Annotated in this window: 16 protein-coding genes and 1 tRNA gene; 12 read left to right on the top strand and 5 right to left on the bottom strand. The window is 43.4% G+C overall.

Features of this window, described 5'->3' with window-relative positions:
- Positions 1-55: 55 nt before the first annotated feature.
- From rnpA to rpmH, 5 genes are all read left to right on the top strand, one after another.
- On the top strand, positions 56-415 hold the full coding sequence (gene rnpA, locus FXF62_RS08000; protein WP_149518337.1) for a ribonuclease P protein component: 360 nt from the start codon (positions 56-58) through the stop codon (positions 413-415).
- Positions 399-1214, top strand: a complete 816-nt coding sequence (locus FXF62_RS07995) for a YidC/Oxa1 family membrane protein insertase (protein ID WP_149518336.1) — start codon at positions 399-401, stop codon at positions 1212-1214. Before rnpA ends, FXF62_RS07995 begins: the two co-directional genes overlap by 17 nt.
- An 18-nt stretch (positions 1215-1232) precedes the next feature.
- A complete protein-coding gene (gene jag / locus FXF62_RS07990; protein ID WP_015605828.1) occupies positions 1233-2255 on the top strand; it encodes an RNA-binding cell elongation regulator Jag/EloR in 1023 nt (340 codons plus the stop codon).
- 50 nt (positions 2256-2305) lie between these two features.
- Positions 2306-2938 carry a ribonuclease P gene (locus FXF62_RS07985; RefSeq protein ID WP_149518335.1) on the top strand — a complete coding sequence of 211 codons (633 nt, stop codon included), beginning with the start codon at positions 2306-2308 and terminating at the stop codon, positions 2936-2938.
- A gap of 139 nt (positions 2939-3077) precedes the next feature.
- On the top strand, positions 3078-3212 hold the full coding sequence (gene rpmH, locus FXF62_RS07980) for a 50S ribosomal protein L34 (RefSeq protein WP_000831905.1): 135 nt from the start codon (positions 3078-3080) through the stop codon (positions 3210-3212).
- 416 nt (positions 3213-3628) lie between these two features.
- Here rpmH and FXF62_RS07975 read toward each other — a convergent pair whose 3' ends face one another.
- Genes FXF62_RS07975 through FXF62_RS07965 form a run of 3 tightly spaced genes read right to left on the bottom strand, consistent with a single transcriptional unit; the run spans position 3629 to position 5753 of the window.
- Positions 3629-5047 carry a DUF4153 domain-containing protein gene (locus tag FXF62_RS07975; RefSeq protein ID WP_149518334.1) on the bottom strand — a complete coding sequence of 473 codons (1419 nt, stop codon included), beginning with the start codon at positions 5045-5047 and terminating at the stop codon, positions 3629-3631.
- A gap of 2 nt (positions 5048-5049) precedes the next feature.
- Positions 5050-5268, bottom strand: coding sequence for a helix-turn-helix domain-containing protein (locus FXF62_RS07970; protein WP_005591644.1), 219 nt, complete (start codon positions 5266-5268; stop codon positions 5050-5052).
- Positions 5269-5276: 8 nt separating this feature from the next.
- Positions 5277-5753 (bottom strand): DUF2975 domain-containing protein, encoded by a 477-nt coding sequence (locus FXF62_RS07965; RefSeq protein ID WP_149518333.1) that lies wholly within the window; start codon positions 5751-5753, stop codon positions 5277-5279.
- A 234-nt stretch (positions 5754-5987) separates the two neighbouring features.
- Between FXF62_RS07965 and FXF62_RS07960 the strand changes: the two genes are divergently transcribed.
- The 4 genes from FXF62_RS07960 to rsmA are packed head-to-tail and all read left to right on the top strand — an operon-like array spanning position 5988 to position 9079.
- On the top strand, positions 5988-6758 hold the full coding sequence (locus FXF62_RS07960; protein WP_149518332.1) for a TatD family hydrolase: 771 nt from the start codon (positions 5988-5990) through the stop codon (positions 6756-6758).
- Positions 6724-7320 (top strand): ribonuclease M5, encoded by a 597-nt coding sequence (gene rnmV / locus FXF62_RS07955; RefSeq protein ID WP_149518331.1) that lies wholly within the window; start codon positions 6724-6726, stop codon positions 7318-7320. The genes FXF62_RS07960 and rnmV overlap by 35 nt, the downstream gene beginning before the upstream one ends.
- An 11-nt stretch (positions 7321-7331) precedes the next feature.
- Positions 7332-8186, top strand: a complete 855-nt coding sequence (locus FXF62_RS07950) for an SDR family NAD(P)-dependent oxidoreductase (RefSeq protein ID WP_149518330.1) — start codon at positions 7332-7334, stop codon at positions 8184-8186.
- Between the two features lie 20 nt (positions 8187-8206).
- A complete protein-coding gene (rsmA, locus tag FXF62_RS07945) occupies positions 8207-9079 on the top strand; it encodes a 16S rRNA (adenine(1518)-N(6)/adenine(1519)-N(6))-dimethyltransferase RsmA (RefSeq protein WP_149518329.1) in 873 nt (290 codons plus the stop codon).
- A gap of 116 nt (positions 9080-9195) precedes the next feature.
- Here rsmA and FXF62_RS07940 read toward each other — a convergent pair.
- Together FXF62_RS07940 and FXF62_RS07935 are read right to left on the bottom strand one after the other, a co-directional pair.
- A tRNA-Leu gene (locus FXF62_RS07940) sits at positions 9196-9278 on the bottom strand.
- 168 nt (positions 9279-9446) lie between these two features.
- The gene (locus FXF62_RS07935; protein WP_149518328.1) at positions 9447-10364 is read right to left on the bottom strand and encodes a CPBP family intramembrane glutamic endopeptidase; all 918 of its coding nucleotides are present in this window, start codon (positions 10362-10364) and stop codon (positions 9447-9449) included.
- 347 nt (positions 10365-10711) lie between these two features.
- Here FXF62_RS07935 and rsgA point away from each other — a divergent pair, with 347 nt between their 5' ends.
- The 3 genes from rsgA to FXF62_RS07920 are packed head-to-tail and all read left to right on the top strand — an operon-like array spanning position 10712 to position 12889.
- A complete protein-coding gene (gene rsgA, locus FXF62_RS07930; RefSeq protein ID WP_149518327.1) occupies positions 10712-11590 on the top strand; it encodes a ribosome small subunit-dependent GTPase A in 879 nt (292 codons plus the stop codon).
- A 14-nt stretch (positions 11591-11604) separates the two neighbouring features.
- The gene (gene rpe, locus FXF62_RS07925; protein WP_149518326.1) at positions 11605-12264 is read left to right on the top strand and encodes a ribulose-phosphate 3-epimerase; all 660 of its coding nucleotides are present in this window, start codon (positions 11605-11607) and stop codon (positions 12262-12264) included.
- Positions 12257-12889: a thiamine diphosphokinase gene (locus tag FXF62_RS07920; RefSeq protein ID WP_149518325.1), complete on the top strand. Its 633-nt coding sequence runs from the start codon at positions 12257-12259 to the stop codon at positions 12887-12889. Before rpe ends, FXF62_RS07920 begins: the two co-directional genes overlap by 8 nt.
- Position 12890 lies beyond the last annotated feature (1 nt).

Here is a 12890-nt window from a genome sequence, read left to right as displayed (position 1 = left end):
GCTTTTTGGGAAAATATGGTATAATAGAGTTAATTTTGGTGGATGGAGTTGAGTTTTGAGAAAAAACTATCGCGTCAAGAGCGAAAAAGATTTCAAGGCGATTTTTAAAGCTGGGCAGAATTTTGCCAATCGAAAGTTTGTCGTTTATAAATTAGAAAAAGAACAGTGCCATTTTCGAGTGGGGATTTCAGTCAGTAAAAAGCTGGGCAATGCAGTTGTCCGTAATAGTATCAAAAGAAAGATTCGTCATGTCTTGATTCAGCATCGGGCAGACTTGACCAAGGATGATTTTGTTGTTATTGCCCGCAAGGGAGTTGAAACTTTGGACTACCACCAAGTGGAACAAAATTTATTGCATGTCTTGAAAATTGCAAGAATTTATCAGGAAGGATTTATTTGTGAAAAAGAAGAGTAAAATGGGATTTCTTTTAGCGGCTTCGCTGCTTATTTTGACGGCTTGTGGCACCAGCGAAGTGACCGCTAATTCAAGTGATTTTTGGGAGAAATTAGTTTATTTCTTTGCGGAGATGATTCAATTCTTGTCCTTTAATGGAAGTACAGGAATCGGGATTATTCTTTTTACCTTGATTATTCGGACAGTCTTGTTGCCAGTCTTCCAGTTTCAGACGACCTCATCTAGAAAGATGCAGGAAGTCCAGCCTCAGATCAAGAAGCTTCAGGAAAAATATCCAGGCAAAGATATGGATAGTAAGACCGCTTTAGCAGAGGAAACCAGCAAGCTTTATAAAGAAATGGGAGTCAATCCCTATGCCGCTTTTCTTCCGTTATTTATCCAAATGCCAGTGCTTTTGGCACTTTTCCAAGCTCTGACACGGGTTGAATTTTTGAAAACAGGTCACTTCCTCTGGCTCAATCTAGGTGCGACGGATCCGACCTTTATCCTACCTATTCTCGCTGCTCTCTTTACTTTCTTTAGCACTTGGCTATCCAATAAAGCCTTGCCAGAAAAGAATGGTGGGACGGCAGTGATGACCTACCTGATGCCGGTATTGATTTTCTTCTTTGCGGTGTATGCAGCCAGTGGGGTTGCTCTTTACTGGACAGTCTCCAACGCCTATCAAGTTGGTCAGACCTTGCTTTTAAGCAATCCTTTTAAGATTATTGCTGAACGTGAAGCAAAGGCAAAGGCAGAGCGCCAATTGGAAATGAAGAAAAAACGTGCCCTTCAAAAAGCACAGAAAAAGAAAAAGTAAAAAGGAGGACTCTTGCAGATGGTTATTTTTACAGGAGCAAGTGTTGAAGAAGCGATTCAAAATGGACTAAAAACGCTGGATATTCCACGAATGAGAGCACATATTACCGTTGTTTCGCGTGAAAAGAAAGGTTTTCTCGGTTTGTTTGGCAAGAAGCCTGCCCAGGTAGATGTGGAGCCGATTGCTGAAGCGACAGTGACCAAGGCTAATCAGCAGGCAATTAAAGGAGTGCCTGAGGAAATCAATGCGCAAAATGAGCCTGTACAGAGCGTTAGTGAAGCAACGGTTGACTTGGGACGTGTGGTTGCAGCTATCAAAAAAGTCGAAAATGAAGGCGAAGCTATTTCAGAAGAGGTCAAGGCTGAAATTCTCAAAAACGATAAGCATGCGACTACGATTTTGGAAGAAACGGGCACAATTGATGTTTTAAAGGCCGATCAAGCTAGTGATGAAGCGGTGGATACGGAAGAAACTGACGAAATCAGCTCTTTAGAAGAAACAGGGCCTAGTCAGGAAGAAGCAAGTGCGGATGTAGCAGAGTCATCCTTCTTTGACTTGGGTATTCAGGTTGAGGATAATTGTGATATTGAGGAAGTTGTCGCAAGTGTGACCGCATATGTGCAGAAGATTGTGGATGAAATGGATGTTGAAGCGACTCTTTCCAGCAGCCATAATCGTCGGACAATCAATATGCAAATTGATACTAATGAGCCAGGGCGCGTGATTGGTTACCACGGTAAAGTCTTGAAAGCCTTGCAGCTCTTGGCTCAAAACTATCTTTACAATCAATATTCTAAGAGTTTCTACATTTCTATCAATGTGAATGACTATGTGGAGCATCGTGCAGAAGTTTTGCAAAGCTATGCACAAAAATTGGCTCAGCGTGCTCTAGAAGACCGTCGCAGCCAGCATACGGACCCTATGTCTAATAGTGAACGTAAAATCATCCATCGGATTATCTCAAGAATTGATGGTGTGACAAGCTATTCAGAAGGCGATGAGCCTAACCGCTACGTTGTTGTAGATGTTGATTCGGAATAAATCTTAACCAGCCTCTCAGCTGGTTTTTAAATATAGAAAGGAGAAATTCTATGTCACTTTTTCCAGCTATTGAGTCATTTTTGCCTGTTCAAGGCAGCAAATACATTGCGCCAGACAAGGCAGGGGATCTGCGAGAGATAATGTTGGATTGGAAAGCTAGAGGTCAGGCTGCTCGGCAGGAGTTTGCAGACTTGGTCCGAGACTTTCAGGCTCTTTATCCCAAGCTGAGTCTGGAGCGGACCAGCAATTGGATGAATCAGGCTCAGATCTTACGCCCACATTTTTGGAATTATCTAAGAGGCTATGGGGACATCACAGAGCCCATGTTCGCCTTGCGCTTGTATGGGACTGCAGAAGATTTTGGGGTCTCGCTAGAGGTGAGCTTCATGGAGCGCAAAAAAGACGAGCATAGCCTTAGCAAGCAAAATCGAGTCTTGAATCTGCCCATCCAGCCGCCAGCTTACTATTTCGTCCAGATAGATGGTGTGAGTCACCGCTTCGAGGCTACTGAGGTAAATAGACAACATCTAAGTCAGCAGGTGGCTTCAGGGCTAGTCCGCAAGGTTTTGGTCAAATATGATGTCAATCTTTCCGAGGCTACAAGCAAGCAGCAAGTTTTATCGGAGCTTGAGCAGGCTATGACTGCCTTGATTCCCTTCTATGAGGCGACACGATTTGAATGATTTCGTTTCCAAAAAGAAACAATTCGTCCAATACTATTGACAAACAGGAGAGAATCAGATAGAATAGTAAAGTATGTTTAGTAACTGATCACTTTATAGCCGGCTAAACGAATACAAAATCTATGAGGAGGTATTCATCGTGAAACGTACTTATCAACCAAGTAAACTTCGTCGTGCGCGTAAACACGGATTCCGTAACCGTATGTCAACTAAAAACGGTCGTCGCGTATTGGCAGCTCGTCGTCGTAAAGGACGCAAAGTTTTGGCTGCATAATCCAAACGATTACCATAAAGAAACCAGTGGAGACTCGAGACCGCTGGTTTTTCTATTGCTCTTGATAAAATAGGCTTATATGCTTTAAGGATGTCTAGTAGTGCTATGAAAGAGTCCGTGCAGGATAGGAACTTTGCCTGAAAGAGAACACAAGCGGGATGGTCTAGGTGGTTTCTCGCGTATTTACTAGCTAGTTTGAATAAAAGAAAAGAGAGTGGGAGAGAAATTTCGTTAGAATTCGATTTCGTCGTCCCACCTCCGCACAGTTGAGTAGGGCAGTAAAAACTGATGAAATCAGCGTAGTAGAGCCCACTCAACCACTGCGTCTTGCTCGACAATCCAAAGACAATTGAGAGGCTAGGACTTTTGTCCCAGCCTCTTTTTGATGATTATTTGGAATGTAAGTACGCTTTCTATCAAGCAGCTAAGAGCAGGGGATAGAGATAGCAGAGCAACGTGAAACTAATAAGGGCGTAGAAGATACCGATTCGGATCGCTTGGATGGGCTTGTAGAAGCGAATCAGAGTCAGGATACACCAGACTAGTAGAACGAGGATAAACCAGGCTGAAATCAGGCGCAATGGTGTTGGGCCATAAAGATAGATGTAGATGCCAAAGAGTTTCCAGCCGGCAAGCAAGGCCAGTAAAAAGGCAAAAATAAAGAGGACAGTGCTGGCTAGACGAGTACCTTTCTGGTCCCAGAGAGGTTTTTGAGCCAGCAAATAAAAGGCGGCTAGCACAGCGAAATTTAGAAGGGATACACGAACGAGTTGCCAGAAGCCAGCAACAGCAACAGTTGAGGCATTTTGTGGAGAAATGGTTTGGAGGCTAGTGCCAGCACTAAGGAGTTCACTTAATTCTCCTAAACCAATGAGGAAAAAGAGAGCGTAGGTCAGGCAGAGACTACCGATGATGATATAGGCTGTAAAAGCAGGAAATATCCGCAGTGGCTGAATGCTATTTTGGAAACTATGGTAGGTAACTTTGATATCTTTTTGCTTCAGTAAGCTGCCAACAATCAGACTGTAGAGATAGAGGCCAATAGGTAGAGCTAAAAAGAGGCGAAGGGCGATGGCGTCTGTATCAAGATTTGAAAAGATCAAGTCAAAGAAAAGATGCAAGGCATCAGCTGTATCACTAAAGAAAAGAGCGAATCGATCAGAGACTTGGCTAAGTTGTGACCAAACGAAGAAGACAAGCATACCAGCAATAAGAAGGCTACTTGCGATCATCGTGCTTTGGACTGTTTTTTTAGAAGAATCGCCGTCTTCAGCAGTCGCATCTGAAGTCTTGCCAGTCCGAGCAAAGACTTGAAGACCAGCGAAAAAGTTTCTAAAAGGTAGAATCACAAAGACCTGAATGCTATCGTACCAAACCATGATTCCCAAGCGACCTTGATTGAGCCAACCCGTCCGTGATAGGATATAAAAAGAAAAGGAGATGTGGAGAGTCAAAGCTTGAAACATCTCTAATTGCGGGTGAAAGCCCCAGATACTGAGAGCCAGTGCCTGAGTCAGGCTGAGAATCAGGAAAAGATTGGACTCGAGTCCAGCAGAGGCATCTTTTTCAATTTGAGGCAAGCTTTTCGGCGTTTTTCTTACTAACCACTCGGTCAAGCTAATCAAACCAATCGCAATAGGAAAAAAGTAAATGCTCTTGTTACCGTCAATGGCAACGGTATAAAAATAGGCTAAAAAATAGAGAATGAGAGAGCTGATTCTAAAATTCTTCAGTTCCTTTATGTTTAAAGCTGAGAAGATGCTTTTTCGCTCTTCGCCTTTTTCAAAAGGAAGGTAGGGTTGCCCCGTCCTTTGTTCTTGTAATGGTGTTTCCATGATTATTCCTCCTCAGTTTCATCTGTGATATATTCAAGAATATCGCCGGGTTGGCAGTCCAATTCCCGACAAAGGGCATTAAGTGTTGAAAAACGTATTGCCTTGGCTCGGTTATTTTTCAAGATGGACAAGTTTGCAGGGGTGAGGTCAATCAATTCTGCTAAGCGTCCAGCACTAATCCGTTTTTGAGCCATGACAAGGTCTAAATTTATCTGAATCATAGTCCCTCCTAAATAGTGTAGTCTACTTCTTCTTGTAGCTCAATTGCCTTGCCAAAAGCATTGCGGATAACCCGAATAATCAAGGTTAAAATGCAGCAAGAAACGGCTACGAGGAGCATGGGCATATAGACTGTCAAGCCCATAAAGAAAGAAATGAGGGCGACCATTCCGACTTCCCAGCCCAGATAGCGCATATACTGTACATTCTGTCTGATAAAGACCTGATTTTTCCCGATGCGGCTGAGGAGCCAATAGAGATGTACGATACAGGTCAGAGCCAGGCAGCCCAAGACATAGCCTAGGAGCAACAATATCCAATAGCGACTTTCTCCCTGAAAGAAAGGTGAGGGAAATTCGATGACTAGGCTGACTACCCAAGGCCCGATGGCTATCAGGACAATGGAAGCAATAAATAAAATGCTGAGGCTGATTTTTGTAAGCACAATGCTTATATCTTCAGCTGTTTTTTGTCTTGTCTTTGACATGGATTCCTCCAAATAATTTCTATTTTTATTTACTATAACACAAAATATATCGATAATCAATAACAAAATATCGAAAAATAATAAAAAATTATCAAAAAACAGTAAGAGTGTTTTTGATAGGCGCTAAAAAAATAACAAATACCCGCTGGAATAGATGGAGAGAAAGTAAAGCTCTTGCCCCTTTATCTGACTTTTTTGGTATAATGAAAGGCAGGAAATACAAGGAAGTAAAGCATGAAAATTTTTGATACACACACGCATTTAAATGTGGAAGAGTTTGCTGGTCGAGAGATAGAGGAGCTTCAGCTGGCTGCAGAAATGGGTGTCAGCAATATGAATGTTGTCGGTTTTGACCGGCCGACCATTGAGCGCGCTTTAGAGTTGGCAGATAGTTATGAGCAGATTTACGCTACGATTGGCTGGCATCCGACTGAGGCTGGGACTTATGACGAGGCAGTGGAAGCCTATCTGCTGGACAAGCTTGCTCATCCAAAAGTAGTGGCTCTGGGCGAGATTGGGCTGGACTATCACTGGATGACAGCGCCCAAGGAAGTGCAAGAGCGAGTGTTTCGCCGCCAAATCCAGCTGTCGAAAGAGTTGGATCTGCCCTTTGTTGTCCACACGCGAGACGCTTTAGAAGATACCTATGAGATTATCAAGAGTGAGGGTGTAGGCCCTCGAGGCGGTATTATGCATTCTTATTCGGGTTCTTTGGAAATGGCAGAGCGCTTTATCGAGCTAGGGATGATGATTTCCTTTTCTGGAGTCGTTACCTTTAAAAAAGCGACGGATATTCAAGAAGCTGCGCAGAACCTGCCTTTGGACAAAATCCTCGTCGAGACGGATGCGCCTTACTTGGCGCCTGTTCCCAAACGTGGCCGAGAAAACAAAACAGCTTATACCTGCTATGTGGTAGAAAAAATTGCTGAACTTCGTGGGCTGACGGTCGAAGAAGCTGCGCAAGCGACTTATGACAATGCAAAGAAGGTGTTTGGGCTTGACTGAGAAGATAAAAATCCCGCAAGTGGTCGTTGTGGAAGGGCGTGATGACACAGCCAATCTCAAGCGCTATTTTGATCTTGAGACCTATGAAACTAGAGGCTCTGCCATCAGCGATGCGGATATCGAGCGGATTCGTCGCTTGCAGGACTTACATGGTGTTATTGTTTTTACAGATCCTGACTTCAATGGCGAGCGGATTCGCCGTCTGATTATGACGGAAATTCCCGCTGTCCAACATGCCTTCCTCAAGCGCGACGAAGCAGCCCCCAAGTCTAAGACCAAAGGGCGCTCATTAGGCATTGAGCATGCGAGTTTTGAAGACTTAAAAACAGCCCTCGCTGGGGTAACCAGCCATTTTGAGTCAAGCAGTGATTTTGATGTGACAAAGAATGACCTCATGCGGCTGGGGCTACTCATGGGAAGTGACAGCCGTCAGCGTCGAGAGTATCTAGGCGAAGAGCTCCGCATCGGCTATTCTAACGGCAAGCAGCTGCTCAAGCGGTTGGAACTGTTTGGCGTGACTTTGGCGGAAGTAGAAGAAGCCATTCTCAAATATTCAGTCTAACGGAGTAAGAAATGAAAAAAGTAATTATTACGGGCGGCAATAGTGGTATTGGCTACCAGGCTGCTAAACAGTTAGCTGAAAAGGGGTGGTCAGTGATCCTATTTTGCCGGCGAAAAGAAGCTGCTGAGCAAGCCTGTGAAAAAATCCGTCAACAAACAGGAAATCTGCATGTGGATTATATCTTGGCTGATTTATCTGAGATGAAGAGTGTCAGGAAAGCAGTAGAACAGTATATCCAAAGAGAAGAGACTTTAGATGTTTTAATTAACAATGCGGCTGATTTTGATTTATCGGTCAAAAAGCCGATTCTTACCAAAGACGGATTGGAAAAGCAATTTGCGACCAATGTGGTTGCTCCCTTTTTACTTTCTATCTTGTTGAAGGGCTTGTTGGAAAAGTCAGAAAGTGGTCGGATTATTAATATTTCTTCCCAAGGGCTATTGCTTTATCCTTTCATGAAGCTTGATTTTGAAAATTTATCCGGTCAAAAACATTACAGTCCTGCTAAGACCTATTATCGGAATAAACTGGCCTTGTTGATGCTGTCGCTTTATATGCGGAAACATTGGAAAGGTATCAAGGTTCAGGCAATCCGTGTGACCAATGTCAAAGTTGATATGCGGCGCTACAATCACCTCAGCACTTTTATGAAAAATCTTTATAAAATTAAGTCAAGATTTTCGATTAGTCCTGAAAAAATGGCGAAAGTCTATATAGCTTTATCTACAGAAGATGGCTATGAGGGCTTTTTGTATGACGAAAAATACAAAGAAGTTAAGGTTAATGCATTTGCTTACGAGGAAGAAGAACAGAAAAAACTTTACACCCTGCTAGAGCAAATGACATCCTTAAAAGATAATGAATAAATAATTAGAAAAGAGAAAAGATGCGAATTGCAGATTATAGTGTGACCCGTGCCATTCTGGAGCGTCACGGTTTCACTTTTAAAAAATCGTTCGGTCAGAATTTCCTGACGGATACCAACATCCTCCAGAAGATTGTGGATACAGCTGAGATTGACAAAAATGTCAATGTCATTGAAATTGGTCCCGGTATTGGGGCTTTGACAGAGTTTTTGGCGGAAAGTGCTGCAGAGGTTATGGCCTTTGAGATTGATGACCGTCTGGTACCGATTTTGGCGGATACCCTGCGCGATTTTGACAATGTGACAGTGGTCAATCAGGATATTCTCAAGGTTGATTTGGCCCAGTACATAGCAGAGTTTAAGAATCCAGACCTGCCTATCAAGGTAGTGGCAAATCTGCCCTACTACATCACGACGCCGATTCTCATGCATTTGATTGAGAGTGGGATTCCTTTTAGTGAGTTTGTCGTGATGATGCAGAGAGAAGTGGCGGATCGGATTTCGGCTCAGCCTAATACCAAGGCTTATGGTAGTTTGTCAATTGCGGTCCAGTATTACATGACGGCCAAGGTTGCTTTTATTGTACCGCGAACAGTCTTTGTGCCTGCGCCAAATGTGGATTCGGCTATTCTCAAGATGGTGCGCAGAGACCAACCTGCCGTTGCAGTAAAGGACGAGAAATTCTTTTTCAAGGTCTCCAAGGCTAGCTTTGTTCACCGTCGCAAGACGCTCTGGAACAATCTGACCAGTCATTTTGGGAAGTCAGAGGAGACTAAAGTTAAGTTAACAGCTGCTTTAGAGCAAGCTGAATTGTCTCCAAGTGTTCGGGGGGAAGCCTTGACTTTGGCAGATTTTGCCCGTTTAGCAGATGCCTTGAAGAAACAAGGCTTATAAGATTTGAAAACCAGCCCTTTTTGAAAAGAGCTGGTTTTTTGAAAGAAATTTCAAGAGGTTTTCATGATTTTTCAAAAGAAAAACTCTTGTCAACTTGGACAAGAGTTCTTGTTTGATGCGGAGGAAGGGATTTGAACCCTCACACCCGTACGGGCACATGCGCCTGAAGCATGCGTGTCTGCCGTTCCACCACCTCCGCTTGCTTTTTATTATAACATATTTTTTGAAAATAACAAGCGAAAATGGTAAGTTTTGAATGTGGTAGGCACGGAGAATAGTAGTTATGAGTGGTTTTTAAAAGCTAATTGTAGAAATTAAAAGTGGCTATCAAAGTCTAAGCAGTGATTGTTTGCAAGTGTATTTTCATTTATTCGATAGCTTGCGGATAGAGGGATTCTTGTTCTTTTGAAGTATCTTTCAGGATAAAGATGGCCCATAACAGTGCCAAGATGAAGACAACTAAGCCCGGAATACCTCCCTCGGGACCGAATTGACCGCCAGTAATGAAGGTACGATTGGAAGTTGTAAAGTACATCAAGGAAGACTCGCTGTCGTATCCACTGACGTGGAAGCCATAGACATTTCCCATAATGAAATTCCAAGCAAAGTGGAAGCCACAAGGTCCCCAGATATTTCCACGCTTCATGGCATAGACAGCGGTGAATAAGCCGAAAATAAACAGGTGAAGCGTCGAAAGCCAAGATGCTCCGTTATTGTCCAAATGGAAATAAGAGAACATGGTTGAAGCAATCAGAATCGCTAAATAGGCATTTTTGTGATAAGAAATGATTGGTACCAACCATCCGCGGATATAAATTTCTTCCGCAGCTGTTTGCAAAATATAGCCGATGAGAACTAAGACCCAAGAAACGAGGAAGGGCAGACTAAACTGAATGCGGTCAAATTTGGCATCTCCTGTGATAAAGAAGACTACTAGAACGGTCGTAATCATGATGGCACCAACCAAGACACCTTTCGCGAATTCTGACAGTCCATTTCCCTTGGAGAATCCCATGGTCCGTATCGGCCGCTTTTCAATGAACCTGACCCAAAGGAAGAAGGCAATGATAGTGTAAAGGAAAGACAAAAGGTCTAAAATATTCCACCAGTCTGGGATCCAACTTTGTTTATCTATAAAGAAATCAGTTGAAGCCTTCCTAATCGGAGATATGTACTGGGTGATGTAGTAGAGGATAAAGGGAGATAGAAACCAAGGGGTTAAAAACTTCCCTTTTTTTACATTGGAAATGAGCGGATTGCTCTTTGATAGAAATGAAAGGCTCATAAATAACCTCCTTATGCCTAGCATGGGGCATCCAAGCAGTCAGAACTTACTTCTAAGGTTAGAGGAACTTCTGCGTCATAGGATGTTCCAGTAATAAAGTAGACGGACAAGAAACCTCTAAATGCTCACTCTCCTTTCTAATCGGCCTTGTCCTCTTCCTCAAATGAGGTAGTAACCATTGCTATTCATCGTCTCTATTATAATACTTTTGGAAAGCGCTTGCAATAATATATCTTTATTTTACAAAAAATCTTATGAGGAATAATTTTCCGCCTTTACTATCAAACTGGCAAGCTAAATTCATCATTTTTTGATATAATAATTGTATTAACTTTAAAGGAGCAGTCTTGCAAGGAATAATTATCAAAGCCTTGGCTGGCTTTTATTATGTAGAATCAGATGGGCAGGTGTATCAGACGAGAGCGCGCGGGAATTTCCGCAAAAAAGGGCAAACGCCTTATGTTGGCGATCATGTCGAATTTTCAGCGGACAAGGACTCTGAGGGCTATATTTTAAAAATAGCCGAGCGTAAAAATAGTTTGGTGCGGCCACCCATTGTCAACATTGATCAGGCAGTTGTCATCATGAGTGCTAAAGAGCCAGACTTCAATGCCAATCTCTTGGATCGTTTTCTGGTGCTTTTGGAGCACAAGGGCATCCACCCCCTCATCTATCTGAGTAAGTTGGATCTGCTGGAGGATGAAGGGAGCTTGGCTACTTATGTTCAGGTCTATCAGCAGATTGGCTATCAGGTGGTCCAGTCTGTCGAGGATTTACTGCCACTTCTGACGGGGAAAATCACTGTGTTCATGGGCCAGACGGGTGTTGGAAAGTCCACTCTGCTCAATAAAATTGCACCAGACTTGCAGTTAGAAACAGGAGAAATTTCTGAAAGTCTGGGGCGTGGTCGCCATACGACACGGGCGGTCAGCTTTTATAATCTTAACGGAGGAAAGATTGCGGATACACCAGGCTTCTCTTCGCTAGATTATGAAGTGGACAAGGCAGAAGACTTAAATGCTGCCTTTCCAGAAATTGCCGAAATCAGTCGGGACTGTAAGTTCCGCACTTGTACCCATACGCATGAACCGGCTTGTGCTGTCAAACCAGCCGTAGAAGCCGAGCAAATTGCTGCTTTTCGTTTCGAAAACTACCTGCAATTTCTCAGTGAAATCGAGAATCGCCGTGAGACCTATAAAAAGACAGCTAAAAAACTTCCTAAATAAAGAAAGGAAACATCATGAAAACATTTAAAATTGCTCCCTCTGTTTTGAGTGCGGATTATGCTAATTTTGAAACTGAGCTGAAAAAGCTAGAAGCTAGCGGGGCAGAGTATGCTCATCTGGATGTGATGGATGGACATTTTGTGCCTAATATTAGCTTTGGAGCCGGTGTTGTAGCCAGTATGCGTCCCCACAGCAAGATGGTTTTTGATTGCCATCTCATGGTGTCCAATCCTGAGCATCATATTGAGGAATTTGCTCGGGCGGGCGCAGATATTATCAGCATCCATGTGGAAGCGACACCGCATATTCATGGGGCTCTCCAGAAGATTCGTGCAGCAGGTGTCAAGCCTAGTGTCGTCATCAATCCTGGAACGCCAGTCGAAGCGATTAAAAATGTCTTGACTCTAGTGGATCAAGTTTTAGTCATGACAGTGAATCCAGGTCTTGGTGGTCAGGCATTCCTCCCCGAAACCATGGGTAAGATTCGTGAACTAGTCGCTCTGCGAGAGGCCAATCAACTGAACTTTGATATTGAGGTTGACGGTGGGATTGATGATAAGACGATTCAGATGGCTAGAGAGGCTGGAGCCAATGTTTTCGTAGCAGGCAGCTATGTCTTCAAAGGTGATGTCAGCCGTCAAGTTCAGACCTTGAGGGATGCGCTAGATGCTTAGAATTGCTCTGTTTGCTGGCGGTGATTTGACTGCGGTCAATCGAGATTTTGATGTTTTTGTCGGAGTTGATCGCGGCGCCTTTTATCTCTTAAAGCAGGGCTTGCCTCTGGGCTTAGCGGTTGGCGATTTTGATTCTGTTTCTGATGAAGAATTGCTGCGCATAAAAGCTAGCGCCAAGGAAGTCATTCAGGCTCAGCCTGAAAAGGATGATACGGACTTGGAATTGGCTGTTCTGGCTTGTCTTGAGCGCTATCCAGATGCTTATCTGACGATTTTCGGCGCCTTTGGCGGTCGTCTAGACCATGCTCTGGCCAATGTTTTTTTGCCTAGCAATGATAAAATCGCTCCCTATATGGAGCAGCTGACTTTAGTGGATGCCCAGAATTGCATCCGCTATGTGCCCTCTGGTCGTCATGAAATTAAGCCAGTGGAAGGCATGGACTATCTGGCCTTTCTGCCGACAGAGGATGTGGCTCTGACCATTGAAGGAGCCAAATATCCTTTGAATGAAAGGAATTTTTTCTTTAAAAAAGTCTATGCTTCTAACGAATTTATAGATAGACCTGTATTTTTATCCTTTGACAGGGGTTATACGGTTGTTATTTACAGTAAAGATAGGAGTTGAT

Source organism: Streptococcus cristatus (assembly GCF_008369405.1).
Taxonomy (GTDB): Bacteria; Bacillota; Bacilli; order Lactobacillales; family Streptococcaceae; genus Streptococcus; species Streptococcus cristatus_G.
This window is presented reverse-complemented; position numbering and strand designations above follow the sequence as displayed.